Source organism: Priestia sp. MDV22-iso46, assembly GCF_058629175.1.
The window spans coordinates 1-15861 of record NZ_JBZVWT010000010.1 but is presented as its reverse complement, the minus strand read 5'-3'; the positions used below and the strand labels follow the sequence as shown (position 1 = coordinate 15861).

Here is a 15861-nt window from a genome sequence, read left to right as displayed (position 1 = left end):
AGACAATCTATGTAAAAATATTTCTATATTAAATATCTTTAGTCAGTAACGAAAACGACCATTTTTGTTACTGCCAATCCAAAAGTACAATGAGTCTCAGCCCCCCTACTATTGTTGTAACAAAAATAAATGACATTGTTATTTGTAAAATTATATTTATTTTGGTGTTTTTGTTATATTGATTCATTGAGGATACAATACATACTCTATAGTTAAGGCTTTCCAATGTAGATAGTCTGTAAAGGTATACGTTTACGAACTTTTATTTTGAATACGAAATCTATCATTTTTATCGTCCGTTTATATTTGAAAATCAATTGCGAACGTCTTTTGTAATTCATGCACTTTTACGAACGTTTTTATTCCATTGGCGGGTACATTCCAGCATAATCATTAATTTGTTTATAATATGTATTACCATACAGAAGGATTAATGATTGAATCCTAACACTTTTTCTTGGTGGACGGCGCTATTATAGACGCCTCTTTTTTTGAAAAACTGGTTTATAATTGACTAAGCGCGGATATATATAAATTAGCCGATCTGTTTTTAGCAATCCAAGCTAAGTCGAAAACCCATACCAATACATTTACGAAAGAGGCCATCGATTAAGATGGTCTTTTTCATACGTTTATTAGGTTCTTTTTATTCTCCCTCAGCTTCATGGTCAAAAAATACAACAACTGGTTCAAATTGACCCTTTCTATAATCAAAGCATATCAAATTTCCATAGAAACAAAAAACTGCATGAGGATTCGCTGTATAGTTAAGTAGAATCCTCATGCAGTTATAAAAAATACATTTTCTATTTTCGACATAATTAATGATATGTAAGGGGGGAAAAGAATCTCGGCCCATGTACTATCTACAAGTGTTATTGCATACCAACATTTATCCGATGTATGTCCAAAACATCTGAAATTCCTTTCTCACTCATTCTTTCCAGCAGATACTCATACCCTTTTTCCAATACGAGATTTCTCTCTTCTTCATAGATAGGAACGAGTGTATAAATATTTATGTCTTCCCCTTTAGTATGAACGTTATTCAGTCCGGATTCTTGGGGACGGCATATCATTATGCATGATAACTTTGTGTTTGATGCAAATGGCTGAGGAGGTTCTCCATTTGGAAGAATAACCCCTTCCTCAAGCCACCCATCATAAAGATGTGGAATATGAGCGACTTTCCTTAACCACCCAAGAGGCCAATAATGATTTCGGTCTTTCATATTGTCCTTTTCAACTATCCAACTTGAAGGCAATTTTAGTAACAACTCTGCATACTTAAACATACTTTCCTCATCTAAATAATCCATAGGTTCATCACTCATACCGGTAGTTACAAGAGTGACAAAGTCTTTATTCATTGACGGAGGGATTATGTGAATAGTAACTGATACTCTACTACCTGGAACAATTTCACTTACAGTATTTTCAATAGGGCCAAAATGCTTCGTAATATGATTTAAAATCTCAACATGACGGTCCTGATCATTATGATTTGTTGTAGTTACATCCTTAGAGAGCCCTCTCTGACTTTCTAACAACTTAACAATTTCTTTTTGTCCTTGTTCCTTTGCAATAGTCAATGCGTCTACCTCTCTCATAAATTCACTACTATATGTAACATTCGTATCTATGCCACTTTCAATTAATTGTTCTGCAATATCAGCATGACCATTACTAATTGCACCAAACAATGGATTTCTTTCTGGATTGCTTACATCCATATCAGCTCCACAAGATAATAAATACCTTACTATATCAATATGACCTGCAGAAGCAGCTTCGTTCAATGCTCCACCACCATACACTCCTCCAAGTACATTAACATTTGCACCAAGTTCTATTAGTTTCTTAACAATGTCTAACTCTCCTCTAGAAGCTGCAACATGAAGCCACGTTCCAAAAGGGGTCATCATATTTAAACGTTCAGCATTAGAGCCAATTAACTCAACTATCTTTTCAATATCGCCTTTTTTTATAGCCGAACGAATTTCTTTTGCAATTTGTTTACTATCCATTCCTAATTACCTCCTAGCGAATAGTTCTACTTAAATTGCAACATCCTGGTAGCCTACTTCAATTACTTTTTCATTTAATAGACGAATGCCTAATCCATTTTCTATATCCCATGTACAATTAAATGTCATTCTAATATCTCGTCCTTCAAAAATATCCGCATATGGTACAACAATTCCATCGAAAGTTATCATGTCTAGTATTTGACCAGTTGTTTCAATTAAGGGATAATTTTCATTTAATCCACTATCATAGCCTAGTTCATTTTGCTTTTGTTTATAATAGTCTACTATTGATTGTAATAGACTTGGTTGTAAGTCATCCCAATTTTTTATGAATGATTGATATGCTGTATACTGATTTTCATCAAACTTGCCATCTTCTTCACTATCTATCATCAAAGCTATCTGAGTTTCTTTTCCAAAAAAACGAATAGTGGTATCCTTAATCCAACCATATTCATACTCAAGTTCCCCAAAAATTGGATCGTTTATAGTCATTTTAATTCTCCTTTTTATTCACTCGCTTTATGTGTTTACCTTTATCAATACGTGCTTCGTCATTCTCCTGTGCAAATATGGATCAAGTAATAAGAATTACTTAACCACTGAAACCAATCTCATAAGTCTGCTTAACACCCTGAAATATATGATTCAAATATTGGCTCATTTAATCGTAATAATGGTTAAAACATAAAAACCTTGAAAGGTGTATAGCCAATCAAAGTCATATTTTAACAATCATTTTCTTACTTTCATAAATATCATCGGGTAAAATTTCGTGATGGTTTGAACCAAATAAGTTCACCAATAAACTTTTGAGAACCACAAGAAAGATTTATACTAAGGATTTCATTTCATCACAAAAGAATTGTTTCAAATGCATCGCTCACCATGGAATCAAAACTTTCAAATGACTGAATTAAAGTTCCTGAGGGCTTGTCGAGTTCTACATATACACTCTCTTTTAGGTCATAACAATACCATGCTGTATCAGAATCTCCCAAAAATATATATTGCTTTTGCCAATCATTTTCATACCAAAGCTCGTTTGTTTCTATAAACCCATGGATATTTTCATCTACTTCCTTATCAAGTAGAACTTCATCAACACCGTAGATTACTAATCCATTAAAGTCTAACCCATTTATTATCTTTAAAAGTTCAATATATGACTTAGGTAATATAATGTTTCGTAATTTCTTCTGAATATTATGATTCATTGTTATAATTTCTGTATCTGATGCTGGATTTCTAAGCGAACTTCCATATTTCTCATTTTTTCCATTTATATCAATAAGTCTTTCCACTGTGGCATATCTACTCTTCCCTTCTTTTAAAAGGTTCTGGTGGGTAAAGATCATCCTCAAACATTGGCTAATTTATCGTTTTACTTTGTTTAGGAGCTAATCCTCTTGTTAGAGAGTTTTGTTCATTAGTAACTGCTTTATGATAAGGGGCATTCCCTCTTCAATCTTTATTTTCCTCTTAGTACCGCCTCTTAATGTAAAGATCCTCATTTGATACATTTTGTTACTTCTCCTTAAATAATAAATAGGATTTTTAAATTCAATTTCTCAAATAACCAATAATACCACCAAAGATTCCTATTGCAACTGAAATGGGAACAGCAGCTATTACCCCATAAGCAACCGCAAACCCTAATCCGTCTGCAAGTGATGGATCAGTTATGTGATTTCCTTGTATAGTAACCCAAATTAGTAAAGCACCAACCATTACACCAAAAGAAATAATAGTAGTCAGTAAAAATGCGCTGAAAGCTTTAATCATAGATTCCCCTTCGTTCTCATTCATATAGAGTATTTTTTCTTCTTATTGTAACAATAATCGGGAAAAGATTCCATTGAATAAAGAACGTTTGTTCGTATATAATAAAGAACAAACGTTCTTTATTGAGGAGTTATTCCAATGGATTATGGGCAGCTACCAAACAGAGTCATTATTTGCATAGACATGAAGAGTTTTTTTGCTTCGGTTTCCTCTGTCATACGGGGTTTAAATCCTTTAAAAACAAGGCTTGCGGTTGTAGGAGATGTCAAACGGTCGGGATCTGTTGTGTTAGCTGCCACACCCTTATTAAAGAAAGAAGGAATCAAAACAGGAAGTCGCCTCTTTGAAATTCCTAAAAGGAAAGATATCTATGTGGTGAATCCATCAATGGAAAGATATATCAAGGCTTCGAACTATATTTCTAGTTTGGTGTTACAGTATGTTGCTCCTGAAGACTTTCATGCGTATAGCATTGATGAGTTGTTTATTGATGCGACAGCTTCTTTGCATTTATTCGCTCGAACACCAGAGGATCTAGCTCATCGAATACTTAATGAAATCTATCGCAAAACAAGACTGACAGCTACCGCGGGAATCGGTCCTAATCTCTTACTGGCTAAAGTCAGCTTAGATCATGAAGCAAAGCACAGCCCAACAGGAGTTGCTTATTGGCGATATGAGGATATTCCCTTTAAGTTATGGTCGATTCATCCAATGAAGGATTTCTGGGGGATCTCGTCAGCTACAGAAAGACGCTTAAACCGTTTAGGCATCTATACCATAAAAGAACTCGCTCTTTCTTCTAAAGAGATGTTACAAAAGGAATTTGGCATCATGGGAGAGGAAATTCACCAACATGCGAATGGGATTGATTTTAGTCGAATTTCAGATGTGTACATACCTAGTTCCCGTTCCTTTGGGAAAAGTCAGATTCTCTTTCGAGATTATACAAGCCGAAAAGAAGTTGAATTATTACTATTGGAGCTATTGGACGATGTTTGTTTTCGTTTACGTATGCATCAAGTAGTGGCACAAACTATCCATTTATCGATTGGCTACAGCAAACAAACAGGTGGGGGCTTCTCGAGACAAAAGAAAATGGGGAGAGCTTCAAACTTAAGCCAAGATATTTTTCCGTATTGTTTAACGATTTTACATATGTATGATAGTGGCATGCCGATTCGCTCCATTGGCATTTCATTATCCAACACTAGTATTCAAGAAGAGGAGCAAATGAGCTTATTTGAGGATATCGATCAGCGTGAAAGAGCCTATGCTCTTGCCAAAACGATAGATGAAATTAGGCTGCGTTATGGGAAGAATAGTGTGCTACGGGCTTCAAGCTATCTGGATCACTCAACAGCTCGTTATCGAAATGGCTTACTTGGAGGCCATAAAGCTTAAGGAGGACAGAAACATGGAACATAGAGGAATGAAAAAATGGCGCCCTTTTGCTACAATGCCAGAGCAATACATAGGATTACAGGAAATAATAAATAAGCAAGTAGAAGTAGCTCAACCTGTTTTAACAGAGGAGCAAATGGAACAAATCAATTTCACCTTGATTGAAGCCTTACATACAAATCAACAAGTGTACCTTACATATTACAAGAAAGGCCAACGTATAACAGAGACAGGGTTTATTCAGTTTGTTGATTCTCTTGGGGATTTATTTATTTTCATTGATGACGTATTTGAGTTAAAGAATAAAATGAGATTAAGCGAGCTAATCGATGTTCGCTTGGCTTAGTTCCTAAAGAAATCGTGTACAGGAAGCATTTATTTGGGTGGAGGTACATTCATGTACAATTTTAGAGTATACACGTTACGTGACGGTTCGAAAAGAATCATTAAACTAAAAGAAGGAGAATCCTTTAAACAGGAACTCCAAAGAGCAGGTATACAAGAAACGCAAATTTTCCAGATGCAACTAGTGGAAAAGCCAGAGTAATTGTAACATAACCCTTTTATCTGGATGTAATTGTGGTAGTCTAAGAAAAGCCAAATAGAAAAGAGTGATTAACCTGGAAGAAACAAAGGGGCAAGAAATCGATTTTAACAAAGTGTGTGGCTACGCTGAATTTCCGGATAAAGTTAGTGGAAGATGCGACAACTGCAACTCAGCTTACTTCAAAAGCGCCGTAAAAGGTGGCGTTTTCTTACGTGAATGCCGCAACTGTGGCATGAAAAAGAGTATTTAGGCGGTATTTAGACTATATAGAAGAAACTCGTCAAAAAAAGCCTTTGCTTATTAAAGCAAAGGCTTTAGGATTATATTTGAGCTTGAAGGTTATTTGCAATATATTTTTCCATTTAAATTGGTATCCATTGTTCCTAGCATAGATATGACACTAGAACGGACGGATCCCCCCAAGACGGATTCCATGGAACAGGTAAACCAATTTGGGACATTCCGTTCAAGTTAAATCCTTACTGCCTTCCTTGCCATTTTCCTCTTTAAACATAAATAACAGCTTAATTATCCTATCCAGCTTCTCTCTTTTTTTAACATTTCTAAGATTAAATCTGCAGTCTCTTCTATTGCTTTGTTTGAAACATTAATCACTGGGCAATCAATACGCTTCATGATCTTCTCAGCATATTCTGATTCTTCAAGAATCCGAGTTAAATTTGCATAATTGGATTGAGATGTTAATCCCAAACCTTCTAATCGCTCTTTTCGGATTTCATTTAATTTATCAGGGGTAATGATTAAACCAACACATTTATTTTTTGGAATACTAAACAGTTCATCAGGAGGTGCAATTTCTGGAACCAAAGGCACATTTGCGACTTTAAATCTTTTGTAGGCTAAATACATAGAGAGAGGGGTCTTAGATGTTCTAGAAACACCAATCAATACAATATCGGCCCGTTTAATTCCATATATATCTTGGCCATTATCATACTTTACTGCGAATTCAACAGCCTCGACCCTTCGAAGATAATTATCGTCTAATTTCCTCAGTAATCCCGGTTGAAAGTTGGGCTCTTTATTAAATGTTTTACTAAAGGCATTCATTAGAGGATTCATTAAATCAATTGCTATAATTCTTTCTTCCCTCGCCTTTTGGTCGAGATACTGTTTTAAAGTTGAAATGACGATTGTATAAGCAATAATGGAATTATTATACCTTGCTACAGCCAAGATATTATTAATATCTTGAACATCTTCTACGTAGGAAATATTCTGGATTTCGATATCTTCCTCACTAAATTGAGTTAAAATTGCCTTTACCATCAACTCAGCTGTTTCCCCGGCTGAATCGGAAACTATATACACAATTTTCCTCTTACTCATATTAGGTCCCTCCATTCCTCTATTATTGATTGTGTGGCTACTTTGGCAGTACTTTATTTACCTACCGTTTGGTAACTTACAAGAGGAGCCTATGATATGTATAGAATTAGCCTAAAAACAGGAAACTAATTAACTCATAATCTGAATATTAATAGGATCTTGGACCCGATCACTTTAACAATTTAACTTACTAAAATATAATCAGGCACAACAATTTTACCCACATCATACAAGTAGCAGATATTAATGGAGAAATATAAGAGTTCTGCAAAATAGCAAAGAGGGGTAAGAACAAAAATATGCCCTTTTTCTGGTCAGATTAAAATTAACTTAATATAAGCTATTCAGTATAGCTTAATCAAAAAATTGTACTTGTTAGTAGTGAGGGTATGGTAAAATTTATTTAAAAGTCACTATTTAATGAGGAGGGCATTCGTGAGAGTGCCTTCCTATAAAGCATCCTATAGTTTAAGTACATTCTTTCACAATCTACTATTCAGGAAGCGTTTGAAAGAATCCTAAGTCATTGTTATTGTTGTCAAGTTTACTATATTGTAAAAGTCGGAGGAGTAATCCGACTTTTACAGATTGAAAAAATAATATATACTGTTATTTTTTATTTCCCAAATTTCTCAATGGCCTGTTTTAACTCAGTGTGAGTCTTGGCATATTCATTGATGGGTACACCAGAAACTGCTGCTTCCCACCCTTGAATCATGCTTTTAACTCCTGCTTCCAAGCCACTTGGATGTCCAAGGATGCCCCCGCCTGCTAAATGCATAACATCAATTGTTTCCATTGATGCATACGAATCTTGCGCAGTTCCTGCCCATTGACCAGAAGATAATACAGGCATCACAGTATAACCTCCAAACATCGGAGTTAAACAATCTTTTGCAGATTGAATAACGGATTCATTAGATTCATAGAATTTGCTGTCTATAGCATTACAATGTAAATGATCGACTCCAGCCAGGCGGCACAACTTTTGATAAGCCGTAAATTCCATACCTAACTGCGGACAACGAGTCATAGCTCCCCATTGGTTACGATGCCCATGAATTGGAACCTCGCTAAATTTCCTTAAATGTGCAACACCTGCCAGTCCTATACTATTGATACTCACCATTACACAATTTCCGCCAGCTTTTACGACGGTCTCATGATTACGTTCAAGTTGATCAATATCATCCGTGATATTAAACGCATACATTACCTTTTTACCAGTTTTATCTGCGACTCTCTCTATTTCTTCCATAGCAGCCTTTACACGATCTTTCAAAGGAGCATACGGAGGGTTAGCGTTCAGTTCATCATCTTTGATAAAATCTATTCCGGCCATTGCCAAATCTCTTACAACTATTCGTAAATCATCTGGTGTTAATCCAATACTAGGCTTTACAATTGTGCCTATGAGTGGACGATTGTATACGTTAGCTAATTTTCTCGTTCCTTCTATTCCAAATTTAGGACCAGGATACTTTTCCATAAATGCATTAGGCAACTCCAAGTCCATGAGTCTTAACCCACTAAATTCACGTAGCTCATACAGATTACCTGCTACAGTTGCCAATAAGTTTGGAATTGAAGGCCCAAAATTATGTAAGGGGAACGATAACACGACTTTCCCTCTATTATATGAAGTAGATTTATTGGATCCACCAGGCGGTTTGGATCCGGGTAAAGTGGGAGAAGGGACCTCCCCTAATTTTTCGATTGATACTACTTTCGCTGCAAATTGATCCTTAAGTTCTTCTGTTTCTCCAGGAACAGCGATAAACGTACCTGTAGATTGCTCACCCGCCATGACTTTTGCAGCATATTCTAGATCATACGGCGTCTCAATGTGATACATTGCAAAAACACGTTGTTGGTTCATATAATAACACTCCTACATAATTTAATATTTTAAGGTATTATAATTTAAAGATGGGGTATCAAATGAACTAGCTTCCTTGATCTTCACAAAAAATTCGGGGCTTCCCATCTGGCCACCTTTTAAGGCAATTTCAATATTATTCATAGTTTGATCTGATGAATAGCCGCAACACAAGGGAACACCTGGGTCAATCGGAAGAATCATTTCCAATGCGAACAGTTTCAATTCTTTTGTTACAAAACCTGAAGTGTCTCCTCCTGCAGCAATAATACGGCGGATATTTGTTTCTTTTATAATTTCCAATGCCCATTTACCTAGCTGACTGCCAATTAGCTCTCCGGATTCCCTTTTCTCTATTCCCATCTCATCAAAGAGCCTGTGAGTTTCAGCAATGGCAGGGTCTTCTGGTCCACGAGCTGTATATAAAATAACACTTTTATCATTTTTGATATGTTTAATTACCTTGTCCAATAAACCTTGTGGCAGTTCTTCTTTATTGATAATATCTTGGGGAGAAATTTGAATTCCCACGAAACCTGCAGCAATTGCAACTTCAATTTGCTTTTCGGTGATGGGTGAACAACTACCAGCTACAACAAGAACTTGATCAGAGGAAGGAACTTCTAATCGCTCTTTTTTGTTGTTTGCTACTTGTAACCCCTGCCGATTCCATTCAGTTGTTAATGCGTATTCAACGCCTGATGATCCGACAATGAACCGTAAACCTTCCTGACCTTTTTCCCACAATAGTCGTCCAACCTTTTCACAATGACTATCATCAATTCCATCAAAAAGAATGATATCATTGCTTAACGATAACTTTTGCTCATACACTTCCTTAACGTACCTATAATCCCCAGATAGTTCTACTAAATTCATCAAACCAATTTGTTTGGGTATTTGAAATTGCTTGTTTAAGTGAACTCTTAAATCTGATTCATTCATGGGTGTCATCGGGTGTTTTGACATAGTTGGGTGTCGATCCAACCGATAAACCGTATCATACATTCTCGCGAAGTGATTCCCAAACAATGTATATCTACCCAGTGGTGGTGTCGCAACAAAAATCGGCACTGTTTTTTGCGATTCTTCAGTGTAATCAAGCGCAATCTCAATCGCTTTTCCAATACTACCAACTTCCGGATTGGAATCAAATGTTGAACATGTTTTATAGTGAATCAAATCCGTCTTCAACTTAAATAATGACTCAAACACTGGTCGTAATTCTTGTTCCATTTCTTTAGGATCTTTAGCCCGACTAGTTCCTGGAATTCCAATACATTGAACATCATTAAATTTTTCCAACATCTCTAGTGAAGGTAGTTCCAAAAATAGGATTGTACGATAACCATTTGAAGATAGCGCTTCCATTGCATCTGTAGAACCAGTAAAATCATCTCCGTAAAAAGCAAGCAATAGATTATTCTCAGTCATTCTCACTCTTCCTTTCTATCCTTTTTTCTCCGGTTCTCCAAGAAGTTCTTTGTATAAACGGTCGTCAATTTTCACTGCATAATGTGATTTTTTTCACAAATTACTTGTTCCACTATTTTCCTAAAAATAGGATGATAATGAAACGTAGTTTATCCTCTAAAGTTTTAAAATGTATGATCTTCCTTGCTCGATATATTATCTGAATCCCTATTATTGATCCACTTCATCCATAACTTAAGTGACATTTGTATGCCGTAAATTCCTGTGTAAAGATCCTTTTTTTCCAGTGCCTCAATAAGGATCTTATGATTTTTAACTGTTGTTTCCTTGTCCTCACCCTTTACCTGGCCCATAGCGTAGTTTTCTAAAATCATTGGAGAAAAAATTTCAAATGCAAACAAATATATTTCTGCCATTAACTTATTTTTAGTTGAAGCTGCTAGAGCTTTATGAAATCTCAAGTCTAATTCATGAATTATTTTATAATCATCTGGGTTGGTTTCAATACATTCTAAAAAAGAATTACAAATGTTCTTTAAACCTTCTATATCTTCTTTGGTAGCATAAGTAATAGCTAATTTTATTACTGCTACTTCCATCTGCTCACGAAATTCAACTAGTTCTTTAAGTTGCATGTTATTTAGGATTATCTTAAACAATAGAGATTGAGAAAAAGAAATGTTCTCTGGTTCTGAAATATAGGTGCCATCGCCTCTTCTTATTTGGATAATATTAGTAGCTGCTAATATCTTTAATGCTTCTCGCACTGAACTTCTACTTACATCTAAAATTTCACTTAACTCACTTTCTGTAGGAATCTTATCATTAGGCTTTAATTCTTTATAAATGATTTTGTGTTTAATATAATCTGTTACCTTATCTACAGCTGTTTTTGCGTCTGAAATTTTTTCATTATTAACAGCAGCTGACATAATTAAATCCATTTCGTTATCCATTTTATTAATCACCTTTAATATTATTAATTTTAATCTTATTAAAAGCATTATATAGTAAATTGCCCTTCAAATATAGATTCAGATAGTCAGGCTCCAATGTTGTTAACGTTCTGTACTTTTCTTTTCTCAACTCGTTTTGCATACCAAACCGTTAGGGTGGGTGATAAAATGGCTGTAACAATAACTGCTGCTGATACCTGAAGTGTCGCGTTTGCAGCTACTTCATTATAAATAGGATTAACAGCTGCAAGGGATAATGGTACGGCAGCTGCGTTACCCGCGGTATTTGAAGCAGCTAACCCCCCTACACCGTCTCCACCTGTAATCCGATCTAACATAAATAGAGCAATTCCAGTAATTGCAACAACAGCTATACCTAAGATAATGCCAGATAATCCAGCTTTCATTACATTGGTTAAGTTAATTCCGGCCCCAATCGCTAAACCTAACATAGGGATAAAGACGTCCTCGCCTTTACTTAAAAACTCTCGCATTTTTTCGTCTAGATTTCCAAGGATCATTCCGACTGCTAGGGGAAGAAGCGTAAAGACAAATGCGGAAATTGGAAAACTAGCTAATCCAGCAATACCTAATATTAGCATCGTAAAGAAAGGCCCAGATTCAAGTGACATAATAGAATAAGCAGCTATATCCTCTTTTTTCTTTCCAAGTTGTCCCATAAGAGCCATATAAATAGCACCGTTTGTATCAGAAAAAGCAGCAACTATAGCTAAAGCAGATAGCCCTAAAAATAAGTTATTTTGATCAGGGAAAATAGATTTGATTAATAAAGCAATTACAAAAGTCGTGCCTATTTTACCCAACCATAAGGCTCCCCCTTTTTTTAACACATAACCTGTTGCATCGAATCGTATAGTTGCACCTAAACAAAGATAAAATCCACCTAGCAATGCTGTGGTGCCAGTTAATAGTCCCCCGGTAAACGAATGTGTAAATGCTTGCGATTCAAATGCTTCTGGAAAGAGTGTGCGAACTAAAGATCCTATAAATAAAGGAACAAGCATTAAGCCTGCAGGAATCTTATCGATTGCCTTTTTTATTTGCATAGTTTCAACTCCTGGTATTGTTTTAGAATCTGTTAAAACTCTTAACATCACAATTTGTGCAAATCTACTTATTAAACAATGTATACTAACATTGGTACAATTTTCTCGTTAACTCATTCCTATAAAAAAACCATTTTGAAACGCTTTCAAAATTCTGTTTATCTGAAACTATCTCTTCGATTACTAGTCTTATTGCTGCTAAACAATAGATTTTTCTATATTGATTCTAGGTAAATACACTATATCTTTAAGTTGGAAATTAATTAAATATTCCGTCTCTTTAAAAAACGATTTCTGTCCTTTAAGAACATAATTTTCCCTGCTCCTTTATTTACTTGTTCAAATGCCTCATCTACTTGGGAGAATGAATAACGATGTGTTACAACTTCAAGTATATCAATTTTTTTCGACTCAACTAAGGATGATAACTTCCACCATGTTTCCCAAATACGTCTTCCAAATAAACCCTTAATTGTAGCACCTTTTAAATTAATACTTTGTGTTATATTAATTGGGATAGGACCCCCAGGATGTCCTACAGTGACTACTCTTCCTTCTAAGCGAAGGTGATCAAATAAAGTTTCATATACTTTTGGTGAACCTGTCATCTCAAAAATGAAATCTACTCCACCTCTGCTAGACGTCATATCTTTAACAATTGCTGAAAGATCTTCTTTAAGTGAATTAACTCCAACAGCACCAAAGCTTTTGGCCATGTCTACTCTGTACGGGTCTATATCAACTCCTATAACTCTTGAAGCCCCACATGCCAGCAACATTTTTATAGCCAAAAGACCTATAGCACCACAGCCGAAGACGAGAGCAGTATCACCAGGTTGAATTTGAGATTCTTCCACTGCTCGCATGGCAACGCCGGCTGGTTCAAAAAGGGCACCTTCTTCGAAGGATACATTGTCGGGTAATTTAAATGCTACATTTTCCGGAGCAACTGCGTAGTCTGCAAAACACCCATCACAACTTGTTCCGTAAATGCCCATATTCATACAATTGTGGGCATTTCCTGTTTGACACTGAAAACACTCTTCACAAGGAATATGAGTTTCAAAAGCTACTCTTTCACCAACCTTTCTATTCTTAACTTCACTACCCACCTCAATAATCGTCCCAGAACATTCATGACCAACAGTAAAAGGAAATTTCACATTAAATTTCGACGCAAAATCTTTTGCAGATTGCCCCCACTTATTGTAGCTAATATCTGTTCCACATATAGCTGCTGCCTCTACTTCAATTAAGATCTCATGAGGTTTTGGTCTAGGCTTCTCTACTTCCATATAAGAGAAACCGTAATTTTCTCCTGTTTTTACAACCGCTTTCATTTTATGATACCTCCTTAGTTATATACATTTACTATTCAGAACTTTTAGTTTTTTTAACACGCGATAAGGTTAAGATGCGAACATAACATGTCTTTGAAGCAATATTAATTCCATCTAGCCAAATTGTGTTTAAAATAACCTTTAAATTTTATATATGCATGTCACTCTTCCCCCCATTTCTTGAATTTGTCTGATGTTTAAACTAGAAAACAGAATAAAAATATTTATTTAAAATCTATTCCACCACATATGTACTCAATTATTTGTCTGATGAAATATCTTAAATAGATTGTACAACATCCAGTTTAAGCACGTCAATGATAAAATTAGGTTGTTTTTAAACTAAAAATAGCATAATAGTTAATTCAACCCTTAAAATTCGTCTGATGTTTTTACAGAATGAATGATATAATCTCTGCTTTTAAGTAACCTTAATTTGTCTGATGTTTAGTTACGCTAAATTAAAATGGTACAAAAAGAATTTGGCATCCTGGATGAAGAGTTGCATCAACATGCGAATGGCATTGATTACAGTCGCATTTCTGATGTTTACATTCCTCGCTCTTGTTCCTTTGGAAAAAGTCAGATTCTATTTCGCGATTATACAAACCGAAAAGAAATAGAGTTATTGCTGTTAGAACTCTTGGATGATGTGTGCTTTCGCTTACGTATGCATCAAGTGGTAGCACAAACGGTTCATTTATCCATTGGCTACAACAAACAAACAGGTGGAGGCTTCTCTAGACAAAAGAAAATGGTGCGAGCTTCGAACTTAAGCCAAGATATTTTCCCTTATTGTTTAACCATTTTACATACGTTTGATAATGGTATGCCGATTCGCTCCATTGGGATTTCGTTATCCAATACTAGCATTGAAGAAGAGGAGCAAATGAGCTTATTTGAGGACATTGATCAGCGTGAAAGAGCCTATGCTCTTGCCAAAACGATTGATGAGATTTGAATGCGTTACGGAAAGAACAGTTTGCTGCGGGCTTCAAGCCATCTAGAGCATTCAACAGCTTGTTACCGAAATGGCTTAGTTGGAGGCCATAAAGCTTAAGGAGGACAGAAACATGGCACATAGAGGAATGAAAAAATGGCGCCCTTTTGCTACAATGCTAGAGCATACATAAGATTAAAGGAAATGATAAATAAGCAAGCATAAGTAGCTCAACCTGTTTTAACAGAAGCGCAAATGGTCAAAAAAAAGGTTATTTATAATTTCTCAACATTAAGAAAAAGCATTCCTCAAAAAGGAATGCTTTTTCAGTTTATAAAATTTTAATTTTATAAACTGAGATAACAACGGAAATGGCTGCTCCTTTATCATTCTTTTTAATATACTCTTTGCGTCTAGACTATTTATTCTTTATCCACTAACCCTTTCTTTTAAAAAACCTAGAAATCCATTTTGAACTTTGACTATATGATCACCTAACCAAATATTATTGACCCTGAAGTAATAACAATTCCTATCTTTTCTTAAAAACTTACTAACACTATAACCCTCTTTAATTAAATAGGCCTGAATTTCTTCTTCATGATCATTAAACATGACATTCCCTCCTATTCAAAATGGTTAAACCTTTCTTTTAACTAATTCCCATTTTATTCAAGAAGAAAACGGTATTCCTTATTATTCAAATATGTTAGGGCTATCTACGCTATTTAAGCTTTATAAAAAGAACAAACGATTGGGACAACTCCTGGTAGCTAAAAGCCTAGAACATCTTACCCCACTGTAGTAAGGGGTTCTTTTTTATTTTTCGATTGGACAGGTAAGCTTACTACGGTAGCCACTTAGTATCAAAAGAATAACTACTTCGTTTGGTAATCAGTATCTAGTTATTTAATGGGAATGCTTAAATATGCGCGATAATATGTAAAAACTAAGCATTGCTATCTTATAAACAATGACATCAATATAGGCTTTTTTTCATACTATATTTTGGGGGTGAGTAAATGGCAAGAGTAAGTTACCGAAGTGCAGATATTAACTTAATGGCAAGGATGATGCGAGCAGAAGCTGAAGGTGAAGGAAGACTAGGGATGTTATATGTCGGAAATGT

At 35.4% G+C, this 15861-nt stretch carries 16 protein-coding genes and 1 pseudogene; 6 read left to right on the top strand and 11 right to left on the bottom strand.

Annotated features, from left to right (window positions below):
- Nucleotides 1-875: 875 nt before the first annotated feature.
- The 4 genes from AC4NPH_RS26610 to AC4NPH_RS26595 form a co-directional block, all read right to left on the bottom strand.
- Nucleotides 876-2027, bottom strand: coding sequence for a suppressor of fused domain protein (locus AC4NPH_RS26610; protein WP_098197199.1), 1152 nt, complete (start codon nucleotides 2025-2027; stop codon nucleotides 876-878).
- Between the two features lie 30 nt (nucleotides 2028-2057).
- Nucleotides 2058-2525 (bottom strand): DUF6985 domain-containing protein, encoded by a 468-nt coding sequence (locus AC4NPH_RS26605; protein WP_098197198.1) that lies wholly within the window; start codon nucleotides 2523-2525, stop codon nucleotides 2058-2060.
- Between the two features lie 359 nt (nucleotides 2526-2884).
- The gene (locus AC4NPH_RS26600; RefSeq protein WP_491939269.1) at nucleotides 2885-3334 is read right to left on the bottom strand and encodes a YrhA family protein; all 450 of its coding nucleotides are present in this window, start codon (nucleotides 3332-3334) and stop codon (nucleotides 2885-2887) included.
- A 259-nt stretch (nucleotides 3335-3593) separates the two neighbouring features.
- On the bottom strand, nucleotides 3594-3815 hold the full coding sequence (locus tag AC4NPH_RS26595) for a hypothetical protein (protein WP_098197197.1): 222 nt from the start codon (nucleotides 3813-3815) through the stop codon (nucleotides 3594-3596).
- Nucleotides 3816-3953: 138 nt separating this feature from the next.
- On the opposite strand from AC4NPH_RS26595, the gene AC4NPH_RS26590 reads away from it, so the two are divergent.
- From AC4NPH_RS26590 to AC4NPH_RS26575, 4 genes are all read left to right on the top strand, one after another.
- The gene (locus AC4NPH_RS26590; RefSeq protein WP_335483328.1) at nucleotides 3954-5219 is read left to right on the top strand and encodes a Y-family DNA polymerase; all 1266 of its coding nucleotides are present in this window, start codon (nucleotides 3954-3956) and stop codon (nucleotides 5217-5219) included.
- A gap of 13 nt (nucleotides 5220-5232) precedes the next feature.
- A complete protein-coding gene (locus AC4NPH_RS26585) occupies nucleotides 5233-5565 on the top strand; it encodes a YolD-like family protein (protein ID WP_491939268.1) in 333 nt (110 codons plus the stop codon).
- Between the two features lie 51 nt (nucleotides 5566-5616).
- Nucleotides 5617-5766 (top strand): hypothetical protein, encoded by a 150-nt coding sequence (locus AC4NPH_RS26580; RefSeq protein ID WP_170959627.1) that lies wholly within the window; start codon nucleotides 5617-5619, stop codon nucleotides 5764-5766.
- 73 nt (nucleotides 5767-5839) lie between these two features.
- Entirely contained in the window at nucleotides 5840-6016 is a 177-nt protein-coding gene (locus AC4NPH_RS26575) for a DUF8096 family protein (protein ID WP_491939292.1), read from the top strand.
- A 278-nt stretch (nucleotides 6017-6294) separates the two neighbouring features.
- Here the strand turns inward: AC4NPH_RS26575 and AC4NPH_RS26570 are convergent, their stop codons facing one another.
- The 6 genes from AC4NPH_RS26570 to AC4NPH_RS26545 form a co-directional block, all read right to left on the bottom strand.
- Nucleotides 6295-7116: a pyruvate, water dikinase regulatory protein gene (locus AC4NPH_RS26570; RefSeq protein WP_097812917.1), complete on the bottom strand. Its 822-nt coding sequence runs from the start codon at nucleotides 7114-7116 to the stop codon at nucleotides 6295-6297.
- Nucleotides 7117-7732: 616 nt separating this feature from the next.
- Nucleotides 7733-8995 (bottom strand): ribulose-bisphosphate carboxylase large subunit family protein, encoded by a 1263-nt coding sequence (locus tag AC4NPH_RS26565; protein WP_097812916.1) that lies wholly within the window; start codon nucleotides 8993-8995, stop codon nucleotides 7733-7735.
- A 21-nt stretch (nucleotides 8996-9016) separates the two neighbouring features.
- On the bottom strand, nucleotides 9017-10429 hold the full coding sequence (locus AC4NPH_RS26560; protein ID WP_491939267.1) for a four-carbon acid sugar kinase family protein: 1413 nt from the start codon (nucleotides 10427-10429) through the stop codon (nucleotides 9017-9019).
- 164 nt (nucleotides 10430-10593) lie between these two features.
- The gene (locus AC4NPH_RS26555; RefSeq protein WP_491939266.1) at nucleotides 10594-11385 is read right to left on the bottom strand and encodes a FadR/GntR family transcriptional regulator; all 792 of its coding nucleotides are present in this window, start codon (nucleotides 11383-11385) and stop codon (nucleotides 10594-10596) included.
- Between the two features lie 86 nt (nucleotides 11386-11471).
- Complete coding sequence (locus AC4NPH_RS26550; RefSeq protein ID WP_025751483.1) at nucleotides 11472-12452, bottom strand: 2-keto-3-deoxygluconate permease; 981 nt, start codon at nucleotides 12450-12452, stop codon at nucleotides 11472-11474.
- A gap of 263 nt (nucleotides 12453-12715) precedes the next feature.
- Nucleotides 12716-13792 carry a zinc-dependent alcohol dehydrogenase gene (locus tag AC4NPH_RS26545; protein ID WP_491939265.1) on the bottom strand — a complete coding sequence of 359 codons (1077 nt, stop codon included), beginning with the start codon at nucleotides 13790-13792 and terminating at the stop codon, nucleotides 12716-12718.
- A gap of 502 nt (nucleotides 13793-14294) precedes the next feature.
- Here AC4NPH_RS26545 and AC4NPH_RS26540 point away from each other — a divergent pair.
- Nucleotides 14295-14753: a DinB/UmuC family translesion DNA polymerase gene (locus tag AC4NPH_RS26540; RefSeq protein ID WP_491939264.1), complete on the top strand. Its 459-nt coding sequence runs from the start codon at nucleotides 14295-14297 to the stop codon at nucleotides 14751-14753.
- A 408-nt stretch (nucleotides 14754-15161) separates the two neighbouring features.
- Here AC4NPH_RS26540 and AC4NPH_RS26535 read toward each other — a convergent pair whose 3' ends face one another.
- Nucleotides 15162-15347, bottom strand: a complete 186-nt coding sequence (locus AC4NPH_RS26535) for a hypothetical protein (RefSeq protein ID WP_097812912.1) — start codon at nucleotides 15345-15347, stop codon at nucleotides 15162-15164.
- Nucleotides 15348-15754: 407 nt separating this feature from the next.
- Here AC4NPH_RS26535 and AC4NPH_RS26530 point away from each other — a divergent pair.
- Nucleotides 15755-15861 (top strand): annotated as a pseudogene (locus tag AC4NPH_RS26530) (cell wall hydrolase); the annotation flags it as partial.